Annotated in this window: 25 protein-coding genes; 8 read left to right on the forward strand and 17 right to left on the reverse strand. The window is 36.7% G+C overall.

Going from position 1 to position 25,896, the window contains the following annotated elements; translation table 11 throughout:
• Positions 1–14: 14 nt before the first annotated feature.
• From C1634_RS06230 to C1634_RS25900, 4 genes are all read right to left on the reverse strand, one after another.
• Positions 15–1,097 (reverse strand): HlyD family secretion protein, encoded by a 1,083-nt coding sequence (locus C1634_RS06230; RefSeq protein ID WP_103234132.1) that lies wholly within the window; start codon positions 1,095–1,097, stop codon positions 15–17.
• A gap of 14 nt (positions 1,098–1,111) precedes the next feature.
• Positions 1,112–1,543, reverse strand: coding sequence for a CPBP family intramembrane glutamic endopeptidase (locus tag C1634_RS26505; protein WP_103234133.1), 432 nt, complete (start codon positions 1,541–1,543; stop codon positions 1,112–1,114).
• Between the two features lie 64 nt (positions 1,544–1,607).
• Complete coding sequence (locus C1634_RS25895; protein ID WP_165835272.1) at positions 1,608–1,757, reverse strand: hypothetical protein; 150 nt, start codon at positions 1,755–1,757, stop codon at positions 1,608–1,610.
• A 51-nt stretch (positions 1,758–1,808) separates the two neighbouring features.
• Positions 1,809–1,964: a hypothetical protein gene (locus C1634_RS25900; protein ID WP_165835273.1), complete on the reverse strand. Its 156-nt coding sequence runs from the start codon at positions 1,962–1,964 to the stop codon at positions 1,809–1,811.
• 300 nt (positions 1,965–2,264) lie between these two features.
• On the opposite strand from C1634_RS25900, the gene C1634_RS06240 reads away from it, so the two are divergent.
• Positions 2,265–2,897 (forward strand): TetR/AcrR family transcriptional regulator, encoded by a 633-nt coding sequence (locus C1634_RS06240; protein WP_103234134.1) that lies wholly within the window; start codon positions 2,265–2,267, stop codon positions 2,895–2,897.
• Between the two features lie 74 nt (positions 2,898–2,971).
• On the opposite strand, the gene C1634_RS06245 is transcribed toward C1634_RS06240, so the two are convergent.
• From C1634_RS06245 to C1634_RS06270, 6 genes are all read right to left on the reverse strand, one after another.
• A complete protein-coding gene (locus C1634_RS06245; protein WP_103234135.1) occupies positions 2,972–3,793 on the reverse strand; it encodes a DNA adenine methylase in 822 nt (273 codons plus the stop codon).
• Entirely contained in the window at positions 3,793–5,868 is a 2,076-nt protein-coding gene (locus tag C1634_RS06250) for a type IA DNA topoisomerase (protein WP_103234136.1), read from the reverse strand. Before C1634_RS06250 ends, C1634_RS06245 begins: the two co-directional genes overlap by 1 nt.
• Before the next feature lie 104 nt (positions 5,869–5,972).
• Complete coding sequence (locus C1634_RS06255; protein ID WP_109738053.1) at positions 5,973–7,505, reverse strand: DUF3945 domain-containing protein; 1,533 nt, start codon at positions 7,503–7,505, stop codon at positions 5,973–5,975.
• A gap of 76 nt (positions 7,506–7,581) precedes the next feature.
• On the reverse strand, positions 7,582–7,896 hold the full coding sequence (locus C1634_RS06260; RefSeq protein ID WP_103234138.1) for a helix-turn-helix domain-containing protein: 315 nt from the start codon (positions 7,894–7,896) through the stop codon (positions 7,582–7,584).
• Positions 7,897–7,916: 20 nt separating this feature from the next.
• Positions 7,917–8,258 (reverse strand): helix-turn-helix domain-containing protein, encoded by a 342-nt coding sequence (locus tag C1634_RS06265; protein ID WP_109738054.1) that lies wholly within the window; start codon positions 8,256–8,258, stop codon positions 7,917–7,919.
• Positions 8,259–8,545: 287 nt separating this feature from the next.
• Entirely contained in the window at positions 8,546–9,379 is an 834-nt protein-coding gene (locus C1634_RS06270; RefSeq protein WP_109738055.1) for an RteC domain-containing protein, read from the reverse strand.
• Positions 9,380–9,965: 586 nt separating this feature from the next.
• On the opposite strand from C1634_RS06270, the gene C1634_RS06275 reads away from it, so the two are divergent.
• Positions 9,966–10,262, forward strand: coding sequence for a hypothetical protein (locus C1634_RS06275; protein WP_103235608.1), 297 nt, complete (start codon positions 9,966–9,968; stop codon positions 10,260–10,262).
• A gap of 78 nt (positions 10,263–10,340) precedes the next feature.
• Here the strand turns inward: C1634_RS06275 and C1634_RS06280 are convergent, their stop codons facing one another.
• Positions 10,341–10,589 carry a hypothetical protein gene (locus C1634_RS06280; RefSeq protein ID WP_109738057.1) on the reverse strand — a complete coding sequence of 83 codons (249 nt, stop codon included), beginning with the start codon at positions 10,587–10,589 and terminating at the stop codon, positions 10,341–10,343.
• Positions 10,590–10,949: 360 nt separating this feature from the next.
• Between C1634_RS06280 and C1634_RS06285 the strand changes: the two genes are divergently transcribed.
• A complete protein-coding gene (locus C1634_RS06285) occupies positions 10,950–11,420 on the forward strand; it encodes a S41 family peptidase (RefSeq protein WP_103235510.1) in 471 nt (156 codons plus the stop codon).
• 304 nt (positions 11,421–11,724) lie between these two features.
• On the opposite strand, the gene C1634_RS06290 is transcribed toward C1634_RS06285, so the two are convergent.
• From C1634_RS06290 to C1634_RS06315, 6 genes are all read right to left on the reverse strand, one after another.
• Positions 11,725–12,117, reverse strand: coding sequence for a hypothetical protein (locus C1634_RS06290; RefSeq protein WP_103235511.1), 393 nt, complete (start codon positions 12,115–12,117; stop codon positions 11,725–11,727).
• Complete coding sequence (locus C1634_RS06295; RefSeq protein ID WP_103235512.1) at positions 12,114–12,557, reverse strand: hypothetical protein; 444 nt, start codon at positions 12,555–12,557, stop codon at positions 12,114–12,116. The genes C1634_RS06290 and C1634_RS06295 overlap by 4 nt, the downstream gene beginning before the upstream one ends.
• Complete coding sequence (locus C1634_RS06300; protein WP_109738058.1) at positions 12,547–15,732, reverse strand: peptidoglycan-binding domain-containing protein; 3,186 nt, start codon at positions 15,730–15,732, stop codon at positions 12,547–12,549. Before C1634_RS06300 ends, C1634_RS06295 begins: the two co-directional genes overlap by 11 nt.
• Before the next feature lie 42 nt (positions 15,733–15,774).
• Positions 15,775–17,229: an ATP-binding protein gene (locus tag C1634_RS06305; RefSeq protein WP_103234545.1), complete on the reverse strand. Its 1,455-nt coding sequence runs from the start codon at positions 17,227–17,229 to the stop codon at positions 15,775–15,777.
• A gap of 87 nt (positions 17,230–17,316) precedes the next feature.
• On the reverse strand, positions 17,317–18,768 hold the full coding sequence (locus tag C1634_RS06310; RefSeq protein WP_103234546.1) for a contractile injection system tape measure protein: 1,452 nt from the start codon (positions 18,766–18,768) through the stop codon (positions 17,317–17,319).
• A 55-nt stretch (positions 18,769–18,823) separates the two neighbouring features.
• Positions 18,824–19,060 carry a hypothetical protein gene (locus C1634_RS06315; RefSeq protein ID WP_123921398.1) on the reverse strand — a complete coding sequence of 79 codons (237 nt, stop codon included), beginning with the start codon at positions 19,058–19,060 and terminating at the stop codon, positions 18,824–18,826.
• A gap of 737 nt (positions 19,061–19,797) precedes the next feature.
• On the opposite strand from C1634_RS06315, the gene C1634_RS06325 reads away from it, so the two are divergent.
• The 5 genes from C1634_RS06325 (at position 19,798) to C1634_RS06345 (ending at position 25,760) form a co-directional block, all read left to right on the forward strand.
• A complete protein-coding gene (locus tag C1634_RS06325) occupies positions 19,798–20,364 on the forward strand; it encodes a DUF4255 domain-containing protein (RefSeq protein ID WP_109738060.1) in 567 nt (188 codons plus the stop codon).
• A gap of 46 nt (positions 20,365–20,410) precedes the next feature.
• Positions 20,411–22,081, forward strand: coding sequence for a phage tail sheath family protein (locus C1634_RS06330; RefSeq protein ID WP_103234549.1), 1,671 nt, complete (start codon positions 20,411–20,413; stop codon positions 22,079–22,081).
• Positions 22,082–22,157: 76 nt separating this feature from the next.
• Positions 22,158–23,885 (forward strand): phage tail sheath family protein, encoded by a 1,728-nt coding sequence (locus tag C1634_RS26280; RefSeq protein ID WP_103234550.1) that lies wholly within the window; start codon positions 22,158–22,160, stop codon positions 23,883–23,885.
• 35 nt (positions 23,886–23,920) lie between these two features.
• A complete protein-coding gene (locus C1634_RS06340) occupies positions 23,921–24,352 on the forward strand; it encodes a phage tail protein (protein ID WP_109738061.1) in 432 nt (143 codons plus the stop codon).
• Between the two features lie 22 nt (positions 24,353–24,374).
• Complete coding sequence (locus C1634_RS06345; protein ID WP_109738062.1) at positions 24,375–25,760, forward strand: phage tail sheath family protein; 1,386 nt, start codon at positions 24,375–24,377, stop codon at positions 25,758–25,760.
• Positions 25,761–25,896: the final 136 nt, after the last annotated feature.

A 25,896-nucleotide genomic window follows, 5' to 3' on the forward strand; every position in this document is an offset into this window, starting at 1 on the left:
CAGTAAGCCGATACTTACAAAAGTTTCGGGTTGAACCAGTCATCTATTTTATCAAATAATAATTGCCACAAAGTTCTATTGTTAATATGAAAACGTGCATTGAGGGTCAAACCTTTCCCTATTTGTGCCTTGTATCCATTTTTGAGTTGCAGATAATTACTGTCCATTGTACAAATGACCCTGAAAAGGGCCTCTCCGGTTTGCTGATTGATCTTAATATTAGGATCGACTTCCATTACTTCTGCCCCCAATAGCCCCCACTGATTGTAGTTATAAGTATCAATTTGAAGCTTAACTTTTTGGCCTACGGAAATGTACCCTATATCTTTGGGAGAAACCATGCATTCTGCAACCAGGGATTGGTCGGGAGATATTTCTCCTATTTTTTCACCCTGAACAAGAAAGTTTCCTTTTTGAATCCCTGAGAAGTTAACAAGCCTTCCTGATATCGGTGCCGTGATAATATAGTTTTTCTGTTCCTGATTAATACGTTTAATTTCCGAAGCCGCTGAACGCAGCTGCCGTTCTGCTTCTCTTTTTTGTGCCTGCCATTGTGCAGTCTGCGCCTCACGAATACCAGCTAACTGATTGACAAGACCCTGATGCTTATAATGAGATTTTTCAAATTCAGCTTTGGTGATGACCGCTTTTTTATAAAGTATGGTAGAGCGTTCCAGATCTTTCTCCGCTAGTGAAAGATCAGTTTGAACCTGTCCCATTTTCTCCCGCATGGCAGAAAGTTCCTTTTGATATTGCCCCGTTTCCAGGCCACTAAACTGTCCTTGCGTGAGCTTAATAAGATCCTGAAGTTGAGCACCATAGTCCATACTTTGGTTATCCTGTAACTGTTTTTGCGTATCTAATTGTTCAGCAGTTACCACCAAAAGTGTATCGCCTTTTTTTATGGATTGATTGTTCTTTATCAATTGGGTTTTTATGATTCGTCCGTTAATTACAGCGCTCAATTGTGAGTTCTCTTCCATTGAGCGGATGAGCCCCTTTGAAGAGGAAGAAATAGGAATATGAATCAGTGGCAAAGACACTAAAAAGACAATAATAAGAAGCAGTATTCCCTGGTAGATAATATTTTTAAGCATTAATTTTTAAGAATTTACTTTACAAATAGTACCCCATAGAGGTTATAAAGTGCGTGAAATAAGACGGTTATCATGAAATAGTATCGCGTTCTCCCCCGAAAAGTAATATAAAATGTATTCAGTATCAGCCCTCCAAAAAAGGTCATCACAACATACAGCCAATTGTACCAATGCATCTGTGAAAATGCAAGACTCATAATCAGAATGCACACCACATCATTTTTTAGACCTAACCACCCGGTTAAAACTTTATAAAAAAGAAACTGAAAGAAAAGCGTCTCCAAAAATGGAGCCACCAATACAGCAAGAAAAGCCATCTCCTCCTTAGAGATATCATCATGCATACTATCTTTTAAATGAAAAAAAGAATCATTTAAAAAATTAAAGAAATAGCCATTGATAATAGCAATAAACAGAAAAGATATGAATATATAAGTATTTTTCATAGGTAAAAGGCTATTCCATTGTATTGAAATAGCCTTGTAAATGTAATGGTATACAATCAGCTATTTAAAGAGCAGCCGTCCCGCCCCATCTTCCTGCATGTTCCCAATATCCTTTGGCAAAACGACCTAGTCCGTAAGCAACATCATACCAGAATCCTCCTCCTGCATCAATATTCATTGATTCTTCATCCGTAAGCATTTCTAAATTTTCCATGATAATAGTGTTAGTTAAATTATTAAAAAATTGATTAATTACGGCCTATTTCTAATGATAAGTTCCGTTCCATCCGTCAACAGCCCCTTTTTTGATCTCCTTCCAATTGCTGGATATTTGTTCAAATAAATACCCCCAAATACCCCCATCAATTTGTTCTGCTTGGTGAGCATCCAGCTCAACCAGGTTTAAGTTTTTTAATTCCATAATTCTAAATTTTTGTTAGTAAATTATTTAATTGTTTGAATATCATAAAGTTATAGTTGGAATATTATAAGATCAACTGTGTCTTTTCGCAGGTATATGATTTTTTTAAGTATTAATTTTCTATAAATATTCTTATGCCCGCTGAAACATAATTAAGAAATACTGCTGACCTGTTGCATGAAACAATCTTTTCCGAAACCTCCATTATCCGAAAGGTTGGAGTAAAAGCCCTATTAATTGTCCGTAGTTTGGAATTGAGAGAGGTATGGAAATTGCATTCATCCTTGCAAATACAATAAAGTGACGAGAAAAATCACCAATGGTACTGTTAGAAATAAGGAGAGAACCAAAAACAAACTCATCGATTCTGTGGGTGAAATTATAGCGCAAGAAGGGTTTTCATGTATTACGGTAAGCAACATTGCCCGATATGTAAAGCATGACAAAAAGCTGATTTATGAGTACTTCGGAGGGGGTGATGAACTGGTAAAAGAATACTTTAATGCCAGAAATTTTGGAGATCTTAGTCCAATCGAAATAAAAAGCACTAAAAATAATTCCAAATCTAATTCAGAGAAAGATAGAATCTACCAATTGCTGGAAAATCAGTTTGACAGCCTAATTGAAGATCCTGAAATGCGTGGAGTTATTGCCTGGGAGTTAAGTGAGCATCGGCAACAGCTCAAAGAACAGGTTAGGGAACGTGAGGAATCAAGAAAGCAGCTATTCAATAAGGAAAACAGGGACCATGGTAAAGATCCTGACAAAAACAAACAGGCAATAGAAGCTATTTTAATGAGCAGCATATATTACCTGACCTTAAATGCCCATAAGAATGGGAATACTTTCAACGGAATTGACCTTAAAAAAAAGAAAGGACAACAGGAAATAAAGGATGCTATGAAACAGATTCTTGAATGGACTTACTCTTAAATAAAAACCTTTCTGAGCAGAAAGGTTTTTATCGCATTACATGTCTGGTATTGAAATATCAAACACAAAGTATACTATTTCAGCAACTCATCATTGGGCGCATCCAGGTTATAATTACCGGTCAGCACTTCAATTTTTCTTTTCCCTGTCACACCCAGACCTACTGAAACGCTCACCTTTTTTTCAAGGTATTGAGTGTTCCAACTGTTTTTTTGAGTATAGGAGAGCAAAAGATCACTTGGATAGCTGCTTAACAAGAACTTTCCCTGTACCGCTTCCAATGTTTGTAAAAGGGCATTAAAATCATCCTCATTGTAACCATTGTAGTGTCCGCAATGAGAATTGAAATACGGCGGATCACAATAATGGAATGCCTTAGCATGATCCCGGCTCCGAATCACCCGCAGTGCATCTGTACATTCGATCTGAACGGATTGGAGTCTTATCGCATAGTCCTCTGTAAAACCTTCTCTTTTTTTTAAGATACTTCCACTAATTTTTTTTTGTGTCTTCTCGTATCCCCAGCTGCCATTGAACTTGCTGCAGAATGCCTGTGAAGCTAGTATCCAAACCGCCCACGCCCGTTTAATCCGATTGAACAAGTGCGGATTATTATAGATGACCGTTGCATCATTATACAAAGATCTGCTGTGAAGACTGATACGGATCATTTTTTCAAGGTCTACGAACTCATTTTGTACAATTTCGTAAAAGTTGATCAGCTCCCGGTTATTATCATTAATTACCTCTACTTTGGAAGGTTCTTTTGTCCAAAACAAAGCACCACCTCCGACAAAAGGCTCTACATACGTGTCATGGTCGGGAATCAGGGGAAGAAGGATGGGCACAAGGGCTTGCTTACCTCCATAATAGGTTAAGGGTGTCTTGATGCCCATTATTTCTTTTTTTTCGGTTTCTCAAAAGAGGTCACTGCTTTATCACCCAATACGATATAGGCATCAAAATTATTCCCTGCCTTGCTTTTCATTCCTTTAATAAGCGAGGTTTTTCCTTTATTAATGAGATTTTCAATGTCGGTAATACTGATCTGCACCCCACAGATCGTACGGAACTGCACCCACTCACATTCTTCGTCAGGACATTTAACGATCTTGTCACGGATGAGTAGCTGCTGCTTTTTGCATTTAGGACAGACAAGCTCCGGCAGGTTTGCTCCGACAATAGAGGTATCCAATAATTCCTGGGTAATAGAAGCCGAATAGATTTCCATTTCTTTTTGAAAGGTTCCGGCATCAGCCTGCCCGTTTTCAATCTTTTGCAAGATAAGCTCCCACTCAGCGGTCATTGCCGCATCAGCTATCTTTTTGTCTTTTACCAGCTCATAAGCCTGTAATCCTTTCCCGGTGGGAATAAGCGATTTCTTTTCCCTGTTGATATAATCCCTGGTAAATAGGGTTTCAATGATCGAAGCTCTGGTAGCGGGAGTTCCGATTCCCACATTTTGTAAGATTTTACGTTCCGCTTCGTTTTCAATTTCCTTTCCCGCTGTTTCCATAGCGGACAGAAGTCCGGCTTCTGTATATAAAACAGGCGGAGCCGTTTTCTTGTCCAGTACCACAGGATTTTTGATCTTTAGTTCATCTCCGATCTTCAATTGGGGAAGTTCCTGCACCGATTCGGTGTCTTCTTCCGAAAAGTGTCCCTTTATGCTGCGCCACCCGGGTTCCAGTATTTTAGTTCCTTTCACCGAAAAATCACAATGCAGAACATCTAAGGTTACATTGGTGATCTCTTTGGAACAAGCCCCCGAAAGAGATTCCACTAATCGAAACGCAATCATCTCGTAAACAGCATTTTCCTTTGCCGGCAGTGCCGAAGGAATCTTATCCGTAACGAGTAAGCCATGATGATCGGTTACCTTTAGATCATTGACAATACGCTTGTTAAAACGTCCCCATTTCAATTTTGAAACCGCCTCTTTAAAAGAAGAACTCTCTCCCAGGGCTCTGACAAGATGTGGAATTTCTACCCACAGGTCTTCTGGAATATATTTGCTTCCCGTACGCGGATAGGTGATGAATTTACTCTCGTAGAGACCTTGGGCAATGTTCAGGGTTTGTTCGGCAGAAAGATTCAATTTTTTATTGGCTTCTTTCTGTAAACCTGTCAGGTCAAATAATAACGGCGGCTGTTCTGAAATCGTTTTGCTGTCTACAGCCGTAACTGTTGCAGTTCCATTACGCTCAATAGAGCGTAACAGTTCATCTGCTTTTTTCTTATCATCCCACTTAGTGCCCGAAAGGCTTTTAAAATCTATAAAATCTTTTCTATGCTCCAACTGAATCTGCCAATACTTTTGAACCTCAAAGTTTTTATTGTCCAGATATCGTTTACAGATAAGAGCCAGCGTCGGGGTCTGTACTCTTCCCAAAGAATAGATCCCGCTTCCGGCGGCAATGCTTAATGCCTGTGAAGCATTGATTCCCACCAGCCAATCGGCGCGGCTTCTCCCTTTTGCAGCTTCATACAATCCGTCGAAATCACTGCCGGGTTTGAGGCTGTCAAATCCTTGACGGATGGCTTTCTCGGTCAGGGAACTGATCCATAACCGCTCAAAAGGTTTCTTGCATTTCAAGAAATCATAGATATAGCGAAAGATCAACTCTCCTTCACGACCCGCATCCGTTGCCACAATAATGCTGTCACATCGGCTGATAACCTGCTCGATGATCTTTATTTGTTTTAAAGCTCCTGTATCAGGAGTATATCCTTTATCCTTTTTTACTTTCCGTACCGTTAATACAAAGGGATTGGGTAATATAGGCAACACATCTTTCTGAAATCCCGGAATTCCGTAATCTTCTGGCATTCCTAATGCAATCAGGTGCCCGAGTGCCCAGGTCACCTCGTAGCCGCTACCTGTTAAATATCCGTCATGCTTTTCTGTGGCTCCTACAAGTGCCGCGATCTCGCGTGCCACACTTGGTTTTTCTGCTATTATTGCTTTCATATCTTTATCTATTTTGGTTTGTTTTTTCTCTGGATTACCTTTATATTGGTTATAAAAAATGCCTACCGGGTAGTAGGCATTCTCTAATTTTAAGATGTTTCTGATTATCTTTTTCTGCCTCTGGATTTAGCAGGTGGTTTAGGTGTTTCATTTTGCTGCTGCTGCTTTTTAGTATCGGGATTGGACTGTTCCGGTTTCAACGGTTCAGGACTGTTCTTGGTCGACTCATTGGTTTTTCCCTCTGAATTGACAGCCACCTGAGTCTTATTTTCTTCTCTAGGTTGTATCTTATCTTTTAATGCATCTGAATTTTTAAAATCAAAACCGGTCTTGCCTGTTTCCTTATCAAACGTGATGTACCCCTGGTATTCTTTGCCTTTTTTATCAATAAGCCCGTCTACATAGACTGTTTGTCCTTCTTTTAATTTCTGGTATTGCTCATCATCAAGCCTCTTATCTCTAAAGACGGTAGGGACTTCCGTTGATATGCTTTGCTGATATGTTTGGGTCTGTTTATTGGAATTACTTCTGTCAAACAGAAATTCTACATACCGTTTATCGGCATTAAACTGTACATCAGCCTTGAAAGGTTCCCCTTTTTTGGAGATCATTCCCTCTATATGAAGAGGTTTACCTTCTATAAGAGTCTGCTTTTGATGCTCATTAAGTTGTACCCCTTTGATCTCATCCGGCACTTTGATCTTATCCACTCTCAGAGCAATAACTTCATTGGTGAGCCTGTCAATGCTGATAATGGAAGGAATCTGTTCACCCGTCTTGCCGTTGGTGAGTTCAACAACGCGTCCCATATTTCCGGTTTTTAGCAGATTATCCTTGTCCTCCTTTGTAAATTCGTGACCGAAGAACTTGTAATTTAAAGAGGGCTCCTGTCGTTTGCCATGAATTGCCATAACGACTTTTCCTTCATTGTTCTGCTGTAATGACAATCTTGCATCCGTTCGGACAATAGCCGTCCCTAAATTTAAGCTGATCGATACGAGTTCATTGCTCTTATACCCCTTAAGTAAGGGATCGAGAAGCTTCATTTTTTCCAGTTTCTCCTGGCTCAGTCCAAGATTGGACATCGTTTCCCAATCAATATCTTCCGCTTTGAAGCGGTATCCATCGGTTTGGGGTACAGTGGCAGGAGTTGTTTCAGGGGTTGCTGTGGTCTGTGTAGTTTCCATAGGAGCTTGATTTTGCTGTTCATTTTGCGATTCTGTTTTCTGCTGAGATTGTTCCTGCTTTTCTACAGGTTTATTGGCATTCACTTCATATTTTGACAAAACCTTTTCTCCTTCAGGAGAGGGTTTATCAATGGCTTTCTGAATCTCATTAGATGCCTTGACTACTGAGGTTCCGGGAACTTTGAAGAATGAAAAGTTGGTCGGGTTTTTAAGCTGACTCATGAAATTAGAAAAGAAATTCGAGAAGACATCCCCGTGTTTGTCCACTTTCATGAACTGGTTTTGGTTTTTCTTATCTACAGGGACCGTTTCCAGTTCACCATTTTTCCCGATCCCTTTGACCGCTTCTAATTTCATTTTTTCCTTGTTCAGTACTAATAAAATATCAGATAACTGATCGGGTGACAACTGATCTACAGTTTTCTGTGTCGGATTTTCTAATTCGCTCATGATGTATGATTTTAAAATTTGCTGTTAAAAGTAACAGACGTATCAGGTGTCAGCCTGCTATTGTCCCTCAGAGGCTCTATTTGGCGCTCTTTGGCGCTGATTTCTCAATGGAATTAGAAAAACTCCCGCGTACAAACTGATTCACGTCTGAGAGCTTATAATAGAGTTTGCCGCTAATGGTCGAATACGGTAATTGACCGGAAGAACGGTACCGCTGCAGAGAACGTCTGCTTATTTTTAGCTTTTGAAGTACATCCTGATTATCCAGAAGCTGTTCACCGTCTATAGAGCTGAGTTGCTTATTATTCACCCCAAGCTGATCGTTCAAAACATCGAAACGTTCCATGATCCGTTTCATCCAGAAGTTAAATTCCATTTTATCGATTTCCATAGCAATATCAGATCAAGGGGTTATTTAATTTTTCTGCCTTTTTGAACATAGCTGCGGGCTATAGTCATCAATTCTTCGACATACTCATCTCCGGTTTGAACAGCATTGGCATTGAGCATATTCTTAATCGCTCCAATAGTATAGAAGTACTGCCCGTAGATTTTGGAATAAGGGATCTCGCCTTTAGAGCGCATTCTCCAAAGGGTCTTCTCACTAATGTGCAGGTATTGGCACACCTCGTGATTATTAAGCCATAAGGAATCATAGCTTGTATCTTCCTGTTTCTTAATATAAGTGCTTATCGAGATAATGCGGTCACTGAGCTGCTGCCAGGCCTCTTCTTCAATGGTGATGATTTTCATTGTATAAGTATTGATTAGTTACCATACAAAATTCAGCAGCCTGTCCGGAAATATCCGCCAAGTGCCACCAATGGAAAACAAAGATTTTTTAAATTACATCAATTATTATAATGCATTGAAAATCAGTAATTTTTGTGTTTTCGAGCGTTGTTCATTTAAAAAGGGACGATTGTTGCCAATTGGCAGGCATGGGCGGAGAGGAGAAAATAGATCTTGTTATAATGAGCCAAGAATACCTGCCTTTATAAGAAATAAGGGCAAAATTAATGGTGACAGATAAAACCTTACTACAGGTCTTTATCCATATATTCTTCCAGGGAGGTTTTAAGATGATCGATGAAAGCGGTTCTGCTTCCCACGCGATCCTTCATCCGGTGGAACGCATGATGAATATCGCCCAGCGGAATCCTGAAAACGATCTGAAATACAATGCTCATCTTCCGGATGCCTATTTTACCGCCTGAGATGCTTTCTGATGCACACAGCGCATAAATAAGCTCGATAAGTGCATTTTTGGAATCCGTCCAATAAAAATCCTTATCACTTACCTTGGCTTCCACATCACCGGGGGTGACCTTGGATAATAAATACGAATAAAGCAATTCGTTGGCGATAATTCGGGAGACCTTATAATCATAATAGGTAGAAAAATGGGGATCAATCTCAAAAACATAACTGTTGAGACCGTCATTGAAATTGATCTTTCCGAGTTCAAAATATTCGTGGTCAAGATCAGTTCGACCGGAGCGGTAGTAGCGAAAAAAATCAGAATTACAGATCTGGTCCTGGTATTCCTGCTTTAAGCTCTGTAATTCGCCGGAATAGTATTTCTGATGCATTTTTCCACTCGAAAAAGGACACGAAGCTTCGATCCGGTAGAGTTTGTTGTAATAAATAAGCTTCCCTAAAATTTGAGGTTTGATTTTTCTGAAGAATTCTATTTCTTCATGTTTAGTAGCAAATCCATTGCTCAAAACGTGTTCCTTCATCTGGGAGAGCAGCTCCCGAAGAAATACCGTCATCCGGTAGGATTCGTCAATGAGGTGTGTAGATTCGATACTGACCTTGTCTTCATGCTGCGAGATACTCAATAGAGCATCCCTGTAGATACGTTGTACCATGCTATAGTTTTTAAGTGAATATTAATATTCCCCGAGAGGGCGATTTAGTGCATTCAACTTAATACTTTTAATCATATTTCTCACTATTGTGAAAAACATTCTATGAAAAATATATTAATGCAATCCATTGAACCTTAGACTCAAAGGAAGGCGAGCTTCCCTAAAAACTGATCCTTACTATATATAATATCTTTGAGAAATAAAATGCACTTTACGCTGTAAATCAGACTGAAATAAAGAATCGGAACCAACCAACTTATTTGTTTTTTATTTAACTTTAGAATTCACAAGGCGTAAGTCAAGTGTATCAATAGAGATCTAACCCCGGTGGATGCCGGGGTTTTTTATTGGACATACCGTTGGATTTACTTGTGATTACTTTGCACCGGGTAATGTGTTCAGGGCATTTTTTGCCTTTAAATTCCCGTAAAATATTTTCCACTTGCCATTTCGAATAATGCTTTTTTATAATGATTACTGTATCATTTGGCAGAAAAATTAGAACATTCTAAAAATCAATTATTTGTATAATCAAATTAGTTTTTTTATCATTGCTTTTTATGAACAATATTAAACTATCAATTAAATGGATAAGTACAAAATAAATAGCTGCTTCGAGAAATTAAATCACGGAGACTACAAAATATTGTCAAGAATTTTGCATAAAGCTTTAGGAGTTAGTATGAACACGGCTAAAAATTATAGAAAAATCCAGATTGGGGATGGACAAGATATTCCTTATGAAATTGGGAGAAAACTTGAAATAATGTTTGGTCTTGAGAAGGAAGGGATATCAAATGAAAAGATAAGCTGCAAGTCGTACATAGAACTGATTAAGGAAGAAAAAAAAATTAGAAAAGGAAAAACTACCAATTTAGGATAAATGGCTTAAACGATTTGTTTAGATGAAGTGAAGATAGCAGTGTGTTCTCCATCTCCCAATAATAGAATGTTGTGTGATTTAATGTGCCAGGTTTTCATATAAAGCGATGATTAAATAAGCTGCTATTAAGCCCAGTATATTATACAAAGCCCATTTTTTACTATTCTCTTTGAGATAACGAAAAATAATGATCCCTAAAAGAATTATGACAAATACTATTAATGAATAAGCGGTATAAACCTTGGGGATAAAGAAAAGGGCAACTACTAAAATACCAAGTAAAGGAATTACTACTTTATCAGACTTATATTTTTTATTGGTAAGCATAGTATTTCAAAATATGTATAAATTAAAACTACATATATTATATTCGATAAAATATCATGTTGAAGTACTCCCGGTTTGTTGAACAACCATAATGTCATTTTAACCGCCAACAAAAGACAAGTATTGAATCAGTATAAATAATTGTAAGATTAGGCGTGTTGCTCATTCAAAATGAGTCATTTCCAAAAAGTAAGAAGCACTGATATTTTTAGTTCAATAGAAAAATAAATCGTATTTTTGTCAGGAAGTTACTTGGAAAATAGAAACAAAAGGATGCAACCAGCACCATTACCAAATCGTTACCTGACTCTTTAAGCTTCTCTGTAAAATACTGTATATAAGCTACTTTATTATTTGTAATTGTTTTTTATAAAAAAAACAGATCTTTATACGACTTATTTCAGGTATGAAGACAAGACGGTAGTCAACAGTACACAACCAGATGTTTTGGGAGCGAAATATCTTCATAAAAAAATCTGTATCCTTACCAGTAAAAGTACTTTTTCTGCAGCAGAAGCTCTTGCTTACTTTTTACAGGAACATAAACTGGCTGAAGTAATAGGGGAGAAGACACCCGGGGCCGCTAATCCGGTAGATCATTTTGTAATCCAAAATCAATATTTATTACTTGTTCCTACAGGAAAAGTAACCTCCCTGGTCAGTCATAAGAATTGGGAGCACGTTGGGGTAATGCCCGATCAGGAGGTAAAAGCTAAAGATGCTTTAAAGGCTGCCCAGATTAGAATTCTGAAAAATAGTTTAGCAACAGATACGAAAACAGAGTTGAATCCCTCGGAAATAAAAAGTCTTATTCATAGATTACAGCAATAAGTGAATAGTATTTAGATAGGTGATTTGATAGTTAAAACATTGGGATATAAAGTAATATAGATAGAGTGTATTTCATAGTTCACTAAAAAAGTAAAACCACAACTTTTTGCGTTGTGGTTTTATATTATTGGTGTGCAGGCTACTTTACAGGTCTCCTTTTCTCACAAAATTTTTATTCCAATTAGATAGATTTTCCACCCAACCGGTTTTTTATCAAGCCATATAACAGATCACCTGCCAGGTTGATATTTTCAATATGAAAACAGATAGATCATATCTTTGTTTTTTTATGAAACTTGTATAATTACGCAAAATAAATGTCTTCTTCAATGAATTGAACATCTTTTGCTTTTATTAAAACAATGTTTTCTCCGAAGTCTAAAATGTAGGTTTTTATTTCAGATGTATTGTCTATTGAATGGATATAGCTGGAAAGGAGTAAATCATCTTTATCACAATTTAATTCATTTTCAAGAGATTCACATTTATATTTCTGACATATTTCTTGTACATCTATAAATAGAAAACCAGCATTGATTGTCTTTTCTACTTTTGTATTATATATTTTAGCAATTGAAAATGCTTTTTTAGAAGTAGGGTAATACTCTAAAGATTTACCTTTATACATTTGTGTTCCTTCTTGTAAAAACGGGAATACAGGGCTGAATTTTCTTGTATATTCTGGAAATGTTATCATGATACTAGTTTTTTTATTATTTTTTGATCCCTATATCTTTCGAAATTACTTTCTTTAATACTGTATCCCTCGGCTAAAATATTAAATTCATAACCTTCAATATTTAAAATATAATGATTAAATACGGAAAAATCTTCTATAACTATTTCTGCTTCTTCCCATATGTCTTTCTTTTCTGATTTTTCTTTATTAAAATTTTCTTTGTATTTATTTAACCATACATCTGATTTGACAATATAAAGGGTATTTAAATTATCTTTACTTTCAAATGCTTTTTGATTATACTCTAAAATATTATAAAAAATAAGTACAGTATTTTTCTTATCCTCTATAAATTTAATTATTATTTTATTTAAAACTCCATCAATATAGGTAAGATCTATAGAGTCTGCTGGTAGACTTTCCTGAATTTTTTCTAAAACTTCCATGTTATTTTTCATTAGGTAAATAATTTTTTATTTCTTCTATAGGTACTGTTTTTCCTTGGTTATTTTTGATAATCATGCTTCCATTTTCCTGTTCGATTAATTTCCATTCCTCTCTTTTAATAATAATGTCCTTTGGCGCCGTTTTATTATTTACAAATTTCCCATTTTCATCCAAATAAACGATAATACTCATATCTGTTCCTTTGGTTTCTGTAGTCATTTTGAATGTGTTTTTAGACATAAGCTCTTTAGGATATATGTATTCGACCTGAATGTTTTCCCGTCCTGCAATTTTATATGCGGCTAATCGTCGGTGGTCAACGGTCCAAATTCCTTCTGCATCTTCTGCCGTATTATACCATACTTTTATATTACTTGTAGGTATTTTTTCACCTTTATATAGTCTATACGCATTTTCAAGCACAAAATAATCTCCTGTAGGGTTGCTGATGGAATTCTGCATAAGCCTAATTGTTTTTACCTTCATTATTCGCACTTCTCCATATGGTAATTTTCCAGGGGCAATATCTTCAGTTTGTTCAAACCTACTTTTCTTGGTTCCTTTTTTACTAAAATCTCCTGTTGGCTCTGCTTTACTTATATCTTTTGCTATTTTTTCTTCATCAGATGTAATGTTTTTTAATTTCGGGTTAAAATCAGCATCTTTTGGCAATTTTCCGCCTGTCAGTTTTCCATTTTCTTCGAATAAATTTTTTACCTTGGCAAGATCATTATCTGCTATTGCTTTTTCGAGTTCAATAAATAGCTTATCATCTTTAGCTAAGGTTTTTGCTCTTTCAAAGGTGCTTTTTACCAGAAGTAGTTCTTGAGAGGTTAATCCTGTTTCCTCTATTAACTTAGCTAGTTTGAGTTCGGCTACAAAACTATCAAATGTAACAAATCCTTTTCGAATGGCAAATACTGCCCGGGCTAATAACTCACCTGTTTTTTCTAAATATGGTATTGTTGCGTAGACAAGCTGTCTGGATTTTACAAAACCGGTTAGTATTTTTTGTTGTTGGGCTTGTATTTTAGCTTGTTTAACAATATTTAGTTGTACTTTGTCTTCAAGACCTTTGATTTTGGCTAAATCGCTTTCCAGCTTAGCTAATGCATTGGCGGTGTCTTCAGCCTGGTTAAAAGCTTTGGCAGCTTCAGAAATAGGTTTGGCCGATTTTAATACTACTGCTAACGATGCTGCATCTAAGGCAACCCCTGCAATGGCAATTACCACCCAAACCAAACTTGGGTCATCAGAGAGTAAGCCTACATCATGAAACTCTTTGTTGTTTTTATATTCATTGATGGTGTCATAAGCAACATCAATACTAACTGCCAGAGATAAAATGCCACCAGCAAGAACTACCGGAGCGGCTGCCCCCCAAGTAACTGCAATAAGAGCAATGGCAAAAATAGCTGTGCAAATACCCAATAGTATTTTTAAATTGCTTAATTCTGTATATTTTGCCGTAATAATCCGATCGTAAATAGTTCCTTTTTCAATACGTTGTTTTGCATAAGAGGCTTTAAATAAATTATCGAGTTCATAGATATGCTCTGGCTTCTCTTTTATATTATTGATAACACTATCTACTTTTTGGTTTTGTGAAGTGATGTATTTCTGTAAAAATATTTTTAAATCTTTTTTGTTACCAACTTTTGCAAATTCTTCTTTATCAAAACTAGGATCGTTAACTAATGGTGTTTGGCTTGACAGTGTGCTTATCGACTTATCGGCATTGTTTACTTTGCTTTGTCCAAGATTGTATTCTTCATGATCAATATAAGTTATTCCATGTTCAAGTACTCTTTTTGAGCTTTCTTTGATTTCAGCCCCTCTTTTATAATTTTCTTTAGCTCCTGATTTTATAATACTTTGCGATAGATTATCTAAAAAGACATTGTCGTTTAGCTTTTGTGCCTCTTTATATAAAGTATGCTTGTAATGCTGTAATGTTTCTACACCAATGCGGACGGTTTCGGTTTCAAAAGCCGTTTCATATCTTTTTATAAAACTTTCGAATTCTGAAATAGATTTAAATCCATTTTTATGTAAATTTTCAGTAAGTTTTTGTGCAGCAACATTGTTGCGTGCATTGATGGCAGCAATACGATCATTTTCTATTTTACTCGTACTAAAACGTTGACCGGAATGGACAGGTTTATTATAACTTAGAAGCGATTTGTATTCTGCATATTCTTTATACAAGTCTTCTAAGCCATAAAGCTTGGTTTTTACAGTTTCTAATTCGTCATTATCTTTCTGGTTTTTATCCCGGGCTTTAATATAAGCTTTAAGTGAAGCTTCAATTGCAGCCATATTAGCTGTTTCTGCCGAAACTTTACTCTTATAATCGGCTATTTCTTCCTCTGATAATTGTTTTAATAAATCAAGTATTCGTATGTTTTGAATGTAATCGGTAATACTTGCTGCATTTCTGATAAATTGTTTTTTAGCAGGTGAAAGTGCTTCCACTTCCTTTTCTGCATTATTTGTTTTCGAAGATATTGTATATATAACAGATCCGCCCTTAGACACCAAATCTTTAACATATTCATCCGTAAATTTTGGCTTCCATGTAAGAGGGCGCGTTATCTTCATCTTATACTCAGCAAAGCGGTTAAGGTCTTCATCAGTTTGAATTAATTTTCCATTAAATTTTTGATTTTTTACTACAACAATAGGATAAGGAATAGAATCTGAGTCTTTAGAATCAATGATCTTAGGCTTTTCTGGTTTTGCCGATAAGACAGTATTATTGCTAGCTTTATCTTTACTTGCTTCTAATACCTCATTCATTTTCAATAAAGTTTCCTTATCAAAAATTCCAGAGCCTGTAATACCATTCTGTTTTTGGAAGTTGATGAGTGCAATCTTCGTTGTATCCCCAAAAAAAGCTTCGTTTTCAGGTACTTTGTGGCCTAATGCATTGAGTGCTTTATTGAGAGCCAATACATGCAGTCCGCTATTTGAAAACTGTATTCTGGATGAGCCTTTTTCAATTTTATTAAATGCCCTGTTTCTGAAAGGGAGGTATGTTATTTGGGTAACTTCTGTTTTTGCAAGAGATATTTTGCTGTCCTGATCGGTGATCTGCTCATATTTTTTTTCATCCTCTTTATTATCATCGGTTTGCGTTTCGGACCTGCCAGCCCTCGGCGCAAATGTTTTCTTAAGTCTGCTCATGTTATTGGTTATTAGATAAGTTCATTATAATGTGCTAAGGGTTTATTCTGATTTTTGTACAAATGGGCTCAGACGAGACTGGTTTTTTCCGAAAGCCTTTTCGTTTTCTATCATTAAATAGGTACTTATTAATGAATACGTAATAATGGTTTCATTACGGTCATAGAGTGCCATAGCTGCATTTTTCATAATGTTGCGGATATTAGCACCAGTATAAGAATACTCCTTCGTTAAATATTTTAAAAGCTCATCACTTTCAAAGGTTATATTTTTAGGTAAATAATGCTCCCAAAGGGTCTTTCTGGTCGTCTCTGTCGGTCGTATTACATTTACAGATACATCTATACGGCGCTTAAAAGCATCATCCATATTGTTCTCGAAATTGGAGGCAAGGATTGTTAATCCGTCAAATTTTTCAATTCGCTGCAACAGATACGAAACTTCCTGGTTGGCATAGCGGTCATGAGCATCTTTTACATCAGAACGTTTTCCAAATAAAGCGTCAGCTTCATCAAAAAATAACATGCTGTTTTTACCTTGCAGCCTGTTGAACAACACTTCAAGATTTTTCTCCGTTTCACCAATGTATTTGCTGACCACTTGTGAGAGGTCTACATGATACATGTCTATACCAAATGTATTGGCCAGTATTCCTGCCAACATCGTTTTTCCCGTTCCTGGCGCACCGTAGAATAAAGCGATAAAGCCAGGTTTAAAGCTGTGCTCATTGGTTGTGAAAAATCCATTTTCCAATGCTTTTATATAATGTCCAATGGGTTTTATTTGTTCTCTGACATTCTCTTCTAAAATAATATCATCCATGGTGAGATCAGACGTGTAAAGCTTCCCAGGAAAGTAAGAACCGTGGTCTAATTGTGGTTTCTGACCGGATAAAAAATAGTTGAGATAAGCGGTATCCAATTCAATTTTTCCATGAATAAACTCTGTGGAAGAACGATTGTAAATAATGTCGTTTTTCAAGAGTACACTTCCATTTATGAGCTGTGCACCATACTGTGACCACAGGGATAAATCTTTGCCAGCAAGCAAAAAAAGTGAGGTTTGAAAAGTTGGCTTAAAGCTGCGGTTGATTTTATCATATTCACCCCCTGCTTCAATAGCAAATGCATGACTGCTTTCTTCTATTTGCACAAATGTTTTTAGGATAGATGGATAATGAGCCGAAGCAATACCCAACGCTAAAATTATTCTGTCTACAACGGTAAGTTGATGAGTATTTATCGTAACCGAGTAAGGTGATTCATCATCTGATTCTGGTGGTTCAGGTATTTCATACCCTACATTCAATTCTATCTCATCTTCCAAAAACAGTTCCTTGCACCGTATTTCAATAAGCGATTGTAACCATTTCATTTCTTCATTTAATGAGTTGTGATTTACCTCATTGGCTTGAAATAAGTGATGGGTTCGTTCTGTTTTTTCATTAATTTTTGTTTTTATTAATGATTTCTGTTCATGGTGAATAAGAGATTCCATAATTTTATTTTGAGTTGATATTGTTGAAATAGAATGATAGGGCTGCAGTAGATTTGGGATTGTATAAACCCATCAATAAAAAGGTCATTACCAGTTGATAAATATGAATTTTTCCTGCCATGGCAGCTTAACAAGACCGATTCCCCAACCAAGCCTATCAAGTAAAATATCTTGTGTTCTTCGTTCTACGGTAAGGGTATAATCATAGTCAGTGGTAGCCAATTTTCCTGGCCGCTGGAAAAACTCGTTTTGCAGTAATGCTACAGATGATTTTTTCATCGGACTCCAGTTGTGTTGAACACTTTCTATTACATTTTTAGCTTGTGTTTTGTGCTTGCGCGAAAGTTTTACATGCTTGTTAATGGTCTGGCTCATTGGAATATTACATAAGAATTTTTCAAAAATCATGTCATATTCAGGAGCGTTTGTATTTCCGGTAGCGATATAATGTAATAAATGAGCGCACAATTCAGGGTCAGTAAGCTGCTGCGTTTTTGGATGCAGAAGATCACAATGTTCAAAAAAGGTTTTGATGAATGGGTGGATCAAAATAAGCCCTGCATTTTGAATATACTGTCCATCGTTCTGGAGTAGATCTTCCTGGATTTTTGCATTGTTTTGATGAATGGTTTCCATTGGAGTTTCTGCTGAAGTTCTTTGGTTTTCCGGGCTGTCAATTGTATTGTTCTTGATGCTTTCAAGAATTTCATTTTCTTTAATAAAAGGGAATATCTCAACTACGGTTTTCCAATTCTGGTTCGTTTTTTTTGCTTGTGGTAAACCAGCTGTTTCTATTTTTGATATTTGTTGTAAAAGATATTCCTGAAGATTAGTATTGGATGAGTTCAAATACTCTGATAGTAGCTTGAAGACCAAACGCCATACGATGAGTCTGTCAGGATGGCCCAGGTTTGATATACGACGAAGTATATCAGCCTCTACATTGATTGTTAGCTCCTTATTTTGTACAATTGTCAGGCATAACTGCGCAATTTGCTTGTCTGAAAGCTGATTGATCATTCGGTCCTGAACGTGTGGTTTCGACAAAACAGGGATGATCCTTTTTTGAAAGTTGTCAGCCAGAATCAGGATGTCAAATACTGCGGGTTCCAAAAAGGTAATGCTTTTTCTATCCGAATTCCACCATGGCATATGTCCTTTTTCTAAGAAATGGATAAAAGCCTGGAGTATTTTTTCCTGATTGCCAATCAGGTATGCCTTAGATTCGCTTTCTGTTTTTTGATCCGGACCTACAATGGGTTTAATAACTTCTGACAGTTCTTCTTTAAAGAGTTGAGCAATTTTATCTTTTAATTCCGTATTTAATGAGCTGCTTTTTACATCCAGATCCAATTCTAAACGGGGGATTTGTAGCGTATGATCAGTCAAATTATATTCTAAAGCGTTGATGTATTGTTCTATTTTTGGAAAGACGTCAATAGACAAAAAGCTATTGATATCTTCTTTTATGCTCAATGCTTTTTCTTTGTTGTTGAGTGTAATTTCAACAACAACTTTCTGAATGATATGATCTTGCATCACATTAAATAGGTTTTAATTATACAATATTGATGGTCACCAAACCATCTTATTTTTAGTCGAATTCTCCTCCCCAGAAACCCGCAGGGCAAACGCTTAATTTGGATCTTTGTTTTGCACTCAGTCTGCATCCGCAACCTCTGATAAATCCTTCTTGTGGACCATCTAGCACTTCCAATGTCTCAGGATTAAGCCATTTCATAGCATTACAGTTGTTGCCGTTTTTTAAAGGGCATGCGTTACAGATTTCTTCTCTTAAAGAGAAAATAGATTCTTCGTTTTGATCTGCCATGCCCATTTTTGAGCGCAGTTCATTGAAATGGCCGCCAATGATTTCATTGCGCTTGCCAAAAAGATTTTTGAGATTCATGTGATTACTATTTAAAAATTATTGGGTCAAAATTAGAAGAAGGGAAATCATTTTACGAATTATAAGACCCCTGCATTCTGTCTTTGCAGTAAAAGACAAAATCACTTCCTCATGATGAAGGCTTATAATTTTTAGAAATTGTTGGGTGCAAAAAAGAAATATTTCTGATGAGGAAAATAAGAAAACAGACCTGAGCTCGGGAAGAGTGACTGGTTTTGATTTTGGAAGCTGAAAATTTTGGATTCGAAATTTTTATCATCCAGTCAGTCTTCAATTTACAGCCCCTCCGGAAGAAGAAAATTTTCAACTCTTAAGTTATTATATCAGGCAAAAACGAAGATTTAAGCATTAAAACTTTTGTGCCTTTTGCGGTTGTAAAAAGCTTAAACAGCATCAGTAATTTATCTACAAAACAGACTTCAATAATAAGCTCAAACTTCGTCATTATTGGATTAACAAAGTTCTTAGACTAAATTTTTATTTTTCATTTTAATACTTAATAAGTTGGTTATAAGGTTTTTGATGGTTCTGTTTTTTTTAATTTTTCATAAAAACAAAAATCCTATTTACTGCAAAGACTGTATTGATACCTCAAAATATTTGTCATTTGGGAGGGGGGGATTGTATGTTTGCATCATAATAATTAAGAAACAGAAATTATGATTGATAATGTATTAACAGTTTTAAAAGATCAGCTGAACAGTTCAGTAGATTTACGTGATATTGTTGTTGTTGATGACATAGCAAAGCATGATGATGATACCTCAGGTCTTGAAAATAAAGTAGTCATTACTCTGCTGAACGTTGAGGAAGAGTCAACATTGAAAAACAGATCGCGCTACACCAAGAAGAAAATAAGCGATAATCCAACCCGATATGATATGCAGCAGGAGAATGCTCCGGCCTATTTGAACCTGTATGTGATGATCTCTGCCAACAGGACCAGATATTCCAATGCTTTAATAAATATTTCAAAAGTTATTGAAGTTTTTCAAACAAACAATGTGCTGAGTTATATTGACCCTGAGACGACAAAAGATGTCGATTTCAGAATCGAACTGCACTCCATTCCTTTTGACCAGCTGAGCTATATCTGGGGATTGTTGGGCGGAAAGATAATGCCTTCTGCCTTATACAAAATCAGCGTAGTAAAAATCGTTGCTAAAGGTACTTCCACTATTGAATTAATTAACGACGTTAATATAAAAGGTATTAAAGTTAATTAACCATAAAAAACAAAAAACTAATAACCATTAATCTAAACTTTTAAACATGTTAAATCCAACAACACCGGGTGTTTCAGTTGAAGAAATTACAAAACTTCCATATTCAGTTGCATTAGTAGAAACGGCTATACCGGCATTCATTGGGTATACCGAATTAATGCCTTCTGGCGAAAATAAGCCGTTAAAAATCAATTCTCTTTTGGAGTATGAACATCATTTTGGAAAAGCAAAAAAAGAAAATCTCCAACTAAAAGATGTAGAAGGCAAAGGAATAACTGTTGTAGCCCCTCAGGTACAATTCTTAATGTACTATTCGCTTCAAATGTATTTTGCTAATGGTGGCGGGCCATGTTATATTGTTTCTGTAGGGACATATCCTTTGACAGGAGGTGTGTTATTATCTTCACTGAATGATGGGCTCAATATGATCGAAGCTATAAAAAAGCCAATCCTTATTCTTGTCCCTGATGCCATCTCGTTACCCAATGAAGACGATTTTTATATCATTTATAATAAAGTAATTGGTAAAGCAAAAGATGAAACAAAAAATAGATTTGCTTTATTAGATACGTATTATGGAAATTCTACAGCCCTTTCAAAAGGGTTCAACACTATTGTGAACTTTAGAAAAGAGGTAAACTCAACGAGCCATTCTGCAGCTTATTTTCCTTACTTAAAAACGATTTTGAACTATACTTTTGACGATAAGGCTATTATTGATCATAAAGGTCTGCAGGACGGGCAAATAAGTAATGGTGATAGTTTCTATGCGAATGAGAAAAAGGCTTTACAGGAGTTAAGAAGACTAGCCAGTGATGAAATATTATTTGCATCTGCCAATGTTTTTGTACTTGCTGATTTATTAGCTCAGGCGGTAGCCATTGTAGAAGAGATCAATGAAACGGCAGATCAGAAAGTTGATCTTATTGAGCCCATTGCTACCATCGAAGCAATAGAAAACGGGACAATTGACAGCGTGGATATCAACTTTTTAAATGAATTTAATGATTTAATTGAGGGCGTTTCAGCAGCAAAAGACCTTTTTGGAAATGCACACGGGATCACATTGGAAAATCTGCAGACTTCTGATTCATTATTATACAATCAAATAAAAGAGGCTATTCAATCTTTAAAAGTTATTCTGCCTCCATCATCCACAATGGCAGGGGTATATGGTAGAATAGACAGTACAAAAGGAGTGTGGAAAGCTCCGGCAAATGTAAGTCTTAATTATGTGATGAGTCCCACAGAAAAAGTTTCCGATCAGGAACAGGCGGATCTCAACATAGATGTTTCAGGGAAATCAATCAATGCTATTAGAACTTTTACAGGAAAGGGAACATTAGTTTGGGGAGCCAGAACGCTTGAAGGAAACGATAAAAAAGTAGATGGGAAAGATAATGAATGGAAGTATATACAGGTACGCCGTTATTATAATATGGTTAAGCAATCAATCAGTGAAGCACTGGATAAAAAATTTATTAGCGAACCCAATATACTCTCCACATGGCTAAGAGCAAAAGCTACGATAGAAAATTTTCTTCACGAACAATGGATGGATGGTGCATTAGCGGGTAGCACTCCGAAAGAAGCATACGAAGTAAAAGTTGATGGAATCAAAGGTTCTCATACGATGGATGTAGAAATCAAAATAGCATTAGTACGCCCGGCAGAGTTTATCTTATTAACCTTTTCGCACAAATTACAACAATTCTAAAAATACAATCAATCACAAATGAACATTCGAAGTTTTACTTCGTGGAATAATTAATAATAACTTAAAATTTTAACAAATGAATTACAAAACCCCTGGCGTTTACGTAGAGGAGCAGGCAAAATTTCCCCCTTCCGTAGCGCAAGTTGAAACAGCTATTCCCGCTTTTATTGGGTACACTGCGAAAGGACAAAAAAATAAGCCAACGAGAATCTCTTCTATGTTGGAGTATGAAGACCTTTTTGGAAAATCAAACCCGGAGATTTTCGCTGTAGCTTTCAAGGACGGTGCTGCAACGGCAACACAAACTAAGATCAGCGATTTTAAAATGTATCATGCTATGCAAATGTATTTTGCTAATGGCGGTGGTGCTTGTTATATCGTCTCTGTAGGAGATTACACGGGTGCGGTGACTGTAGGAACACCTACAACAGCAGGAACCTTATTATATGGTCTTGAATTGTTAAAGAAAGAAGACGAGCCTACATTGATCGTTTTCCCGGATCTTCAAGGTCTGGTTCCTGCAGCTGCAGATGTCGCTGCTGCTCAGGCTGCTGCTCTGGTTACAGATAATAATAAAATTGCAGCTAATGCTGCTAAAGTTTCTGCTAAAGCCGTTTCAGACGTTGTTGCAGCAGCTGCTACTCCAGATGCTGCTGTTACTGCTGCTATTGCTAAGGCTGCTACTTATGTCATTACTGATCCTAGTAATGCTTCTCAAGTTGCTGCGGCTCAAGCTGCTCAGGCTATTGTAGTGGCTACTCAGGTTGCTGCTGCTGTTAGTAATGCTAGTATTGTTACTGTTAAGGCTGCTGCCCAGGCTGTTGCTACTGCTTACGATACAGACCTTACTACCGCTAATACTATTGCTGCCGCTGCTGCTGCTTCCAGCACTTTAGTTGTTAACAGATCTAACGATGGAACTGCTATCGGTTTAACTTACTCTTTGTATAACAAAGCTTTAGATCAGGCAGAATTATTGAAGGACAGATTCGTTATCATGGATGTTCTTGGAGATGATACTACTTTTAGAAGTAAAGTAAGTGTTGCAGGTTTAAAATATGGTGCAGCCTATTATCCAAAACTGAAAACAGTGTTAAGCTATGATTTTAAAGATGCTGATGTTTTAGTGATTGGTGCATCTGGTATTACCAATCTAGCCGGTTTGAAATCTGCGAATTCAGAATTGTATAACCAGGCTAAAAAAGCAATTGAATCTAAACAAGTAGTATTGGCTCCATCATCAGCAATGGCAGGAGTTTACGCTAAAGTAGACAGTACTTCCGGAGTATGGAAATCACCAGCTAATGTTGGACTGAACTTCGTAGAAGCACCAACGGTAAAAATTTCTAATAAAGAGCAAGATGCACTTAACGTAGATTCTACATCAGGAAAATCAATCAATGCGATCAGAAACTTTACAGGAAAAGGAACATTGGTTTGGGGAGCAAGAACATTGGATGGAAATAGCAATGAATGGAGATATGTATCTGTACGTCGTTTCTTCAACATGGTGGAAGAATCTGTGAAGAAATCTACAGAACGTTTCGTCTTTGAACCCAATACTGCCAACACATGGATCCGTGTACAGACTATGATCGAAAACTTCCTTGATCAGCAATGGAGAGACGGAGCATTAGCCGGAAGCAAGCCAGAAGAAGCTTATTACGTAAGTGTTGGTTTGAACAAAACAATGTCTGCTCAGGATATTTTAGAAGGAAGAATGAACATCGAGATCGGTATGGCTGCCGTGCGTCCTGCTGAGTTTATTGTGTTGCGTTTTTCACACAAATTACAAGAAGCATAGAATAAATTAAATAACAATTAAATATAAATAAAATTATGAGTACATATCCATTAGTAAAATTTGCCTTTGAAGTAGATTGGGGCGGAACAAAGGTAGGTTTTCAGGAAGTAACAGGATTGAATGCAGAAACTGCTTTAATTGAATACAGACATGGGGCAAGCCCGGATTTTAGCAAGATTAAAATGCCTGGAATGACAAGCTTCAGTAACATCACTTTAAAAAGAGGAACTTTCAAGAGTGATAACGAGTATTTTGAGTGGTTCAAGACGATTCAGCTTAATACAGTAGAGCGCAGATCCATTACGATTTCTCTTTTAGATGAGAACGGAGAACCGGCAGTTACCTGGAAAGTGAAAAATGCATTCCCACTAAAATTACAGTCAACAGATTTGAAAGCTGAAGGTAATGAGGTAGCAGTGGAAACTTTAGAAATTGCACACGAAGGATTAACTATTGAAAATAATTAATAATAACTTAAAATTTTAACAAATGAATTACAAAACACCTGGAGCCTACGTAGAGGAAATTGCGAAATTTCCACCATCAGTAGCACAAGTAGAAACGGCCATCCCAGCTTTTATTGGACATACAGACAAAGGGCCAAGAAATGAACCAACAAGAATTGCTTCGATGTTGGAATACGAAACAATTTTTGGAGCAGCAAACAAAGAAAAAACAGCAATCTCTATTTCGATTGAAGATAATGTTGTTACGGCAAATGTCAACAATAGCAATGTAAGTACTTTTAAAATGTATTATGCTATGCAAATGTATTTTGCTAACGGTGGCGGACCATGTTATATCGTTTCTGTAAACGGGTATGGAACAGCTCCATCTTTAGGAACAGAAACTACGGCTGGCAGTTTATTATACGGATTAAAATCATTAGAAAAAGAAGACGAACCTACATTGATTGTTTTCCCGGATGCTGAAGCGTTAGGAGCAAATGCTTACCAGTTATACAATAAGGCTTTAGATCAGGCTGAAGACATGAAAGACAGGTTTGTTATCATGGATGTGGTTGGAGATGTTGCTTCATTTAAAGGAGCTTCTGGGCCTACTTCTGGGCCAAGTGGTGAACGTTTAAAATATGGAGCAGCCTATTATCCAAAATTGGAAACCGTTTTGAGCTATAGCTTTGATGATGCAGATGTTGCGATCACGAGTTATAAAGAAACCAATGGTTCAGGAGTTCTTGTACCTGTTACAACTACTGCTACAAAATTAGCTGACTTAAAATTGAGCAATTCAGAATTGTACAACCTGGCTAAAAGAGCCATTGAGTCTAAAAGAGTGGTTTTAGCTCCATCATCAGCAATGGCAGGAGTTTATGCTAAAGTAGACAGCACTTCCGGAGTATGGAAAGCACCAGCTAACGTTGGACTTAGCTTCGTAGTAGCACCTACAGTAAAAATTTCTCATGAAGAACAAGAGAATCTTAATGTAGATCCAACGGGGGGGAAATCAATCAATGCGATCAGAACTTTTACAGGAAAAGGAACATTGGTTTGGGGAGCAAGAACACTGGATGGAAACAGCAATGAATGGAGATATGTATCCGTACGTCGTTTCTTCAACATGGTGGAAGAATCTGTGAAGAAATCTACAGAACGTTTCGTCTTTGAACCCAATACTGCCAACACATGGATCCGTGTACAGACTATGATCGAAAACTTCCTTGATCAGCAATGGAGAGACGGAGCATTAGCCGGAAGCAAGCCAGAAGAAGCTTATTACGTAAGTGTTGGTTTGAACAAAACAATGTCTGCTCAGGATATTTTAGAAGGAAGAATGAACATCGAGATCGGTATGGCTGCCGTGCGTCCTGCTGAGTTTATTGTGTTGCGTTTTTCACACAAATTACAAGAAGCATAGAATAAATTAAATAACAATTAAATATAAATAAAATTATGAGTACATATCCATTAGTAAAATTTGCCTTTGAAGTAGATTGGGGCGGAACAAAGGTAGGTTTTCAGGAAGTAACAGGATTGAATGCAGAAACTGCTTT

This window comes from Chryseobacterium viscerum (genome assembly GCF_002899945.2).
Taxonomy (GTDB): domain Bacteria; phylum Bacteroidota; class Bacteroidia; order Flavobacteriales; family Weeksellaceae; genus Chryseobacterium; species Chryseobacterium viscerum.

Excerpts from the sequence above, each read along its gene's own strand:
- C1634_RS06230 (WP_103234132.1), bottom strand. The coding sequence starts at position 1,097 with ATGCTTAAAAATATTATCTACCAGGGAATACTGCTTCTTATTATTGTC.
- C1634_RS26505 (WP_103234133.1), bottom strand. The coding sequence starts at position 1,543 with ATGAAAAATACTTATATATTCATATCTTTTCTGTTTATTGCTATTATC.
- C1634_RS25895 (WP_165835272.1), bottom strand. The coding sequence starts at position 1,757 with ATGGAAAATTTAGAAATGCTTACGGATGAAGAATCAATGAATATTGAT.
- C1634_RS25900 (WP_165835273.1), bottom strand. The coding sequence starts at position 1,964 with ATGGAATTAAAAAACTTAAACCTGGTTGAGCTGGATGCTCACCAAGCA.
- C1634_RS06245 (WP_103234135.1), bottom strand. The coding sequence starts at position 3,793 with ATGGGCATCAAGACACCCTTAACCTATTATGGAGGTAAGCAAGCCCTT.
- C1634_RS06250 (WP_103234136.1), bottom strand. The coding sequence starts at position 5,868 with ATGAAAGCAATAATAGCAGAAAAACCAAGTGTGGCACGCGAGATCGCG.
- C1634_RS06255 (WP_109738053.1), bottom strand. The coding sequence starts at position 7,505 with ATGAGCGAATTAGAAAATCCGACACAGAAAACTGTAGATCAGTTGTCA.
- C1634_RS06260 (WP_103234138.1), bottom strand. The coding sequence starts at position 7,896 with ATGGAAATCGATAAAATGGAATTTAACTTCTGGATGAAACGGATCATG.
- C1634_RS06265 (WP_109738054.1), bottom strand. The coding sequence starts at position 8,258 with ATGAAAATCATCACCATTGAAGAAGAGGCCTGGCAGCAGCTCAGTGAC.
- C1634_RS06270 (WP_109738055.1), bottom strand. The coding sequence starts at position 9,379 with ATGGTACAACGTATCTACAGGGATGCTCTATTGAGTATCTCGCAGCAT.
- C1634_RS06275 (WP_103235608.1), top strand. The coding sequence starts at position 9,966 with ATGGATAAGTACAAAATAAATAGCTGCTTCGAGAAATTAAATCACGGA.
- C1634_RS06280 (WP_109738057.1), bottom strand. The coding sequence starts at position 10,589 with ATGCTTACCAATAAAAAATATAAGTCTGATAAAGTAGTAATTCCTTTA.
- C1634_RS06290 (WP_103235511.1), bottom strand. The coding sequence starts at position 12,117 with ATGATAACATTTCCAGAATATACAAGAAAATTCAGCCCTGTATTCCCG.
- C1634_RS06295 (WP_103235512.1), bottom strand. The coding sequence starts at position 12,557 with ATGAAAAATAACATGGAAGTTTTAGAAAAAATTCAGGAAAGTCTACCA.
- C1634_RS06300 (WP_109738058.1), bottom strand. The coding sequence starts at position 15,732 with ATGAGCAGACTTAAGAAAACATTTGCGCCGAGGGCTGGCAGGTCCGAA.
- C1634_RS06305 (WP_103234545.1), bottom strand. The coding sequence starts at position 17,229 with ATGGAATCTCTTATTCACCATGAACAGAAATCATTAATAAAAACAAAA.
- C1634_RS06310 (WP_103234546.1), bottom strand. The coding sequence starts at position 18,768 with ATGCAAGATCATATCATTCAGAAAGTTGTTGTTGAAATTACACTCAAC.
- C1634_RS06315 (WP_123921398.1), bottom strand. The coding sequence starts at position 19,060 with ATGGCAGATCAAAACGAAGAATCTATTTTCTCTTTAAGAGAAGAAATC.
- C1634_RS06325 (WP_109738060.1), top strand. The coding sequence starts at position 19,798 with ATGATTGATAATGTATTAACAGTTTTAAAAGATCAGCTGAACAGTTCA.
- C1634_RS06330 (WP_103234549.1), top strand. The coding sequence starts at position 20,411 with ATGTTAAATCCAACAACACCGGGTGTTTCAGTTGAAGAAATTACAAAA.
- C1634_RS26280 (WP_103234550.1), top strand. The coding sequence starts at position 22,158 with ATGAATTACAAAACCCCTGGCGTTTACGTAGAGGAGCAGGCAAAATTT.
- C1634_RS06340 (WP_109738061.1), top strand. The coding sequence starts at position 23,921 with ATGAGTACATATCCATTAGTAAAATTTGCCTTTGAAGTAGATTGGGGC.
- C1634_RS06345 (WP_109738062.1), top strand. The coding sequence starts at position 24,375 with ATGAATTACAAAACACCTGGAGCCTACGTAGAGGAAATTGCGAAATTT.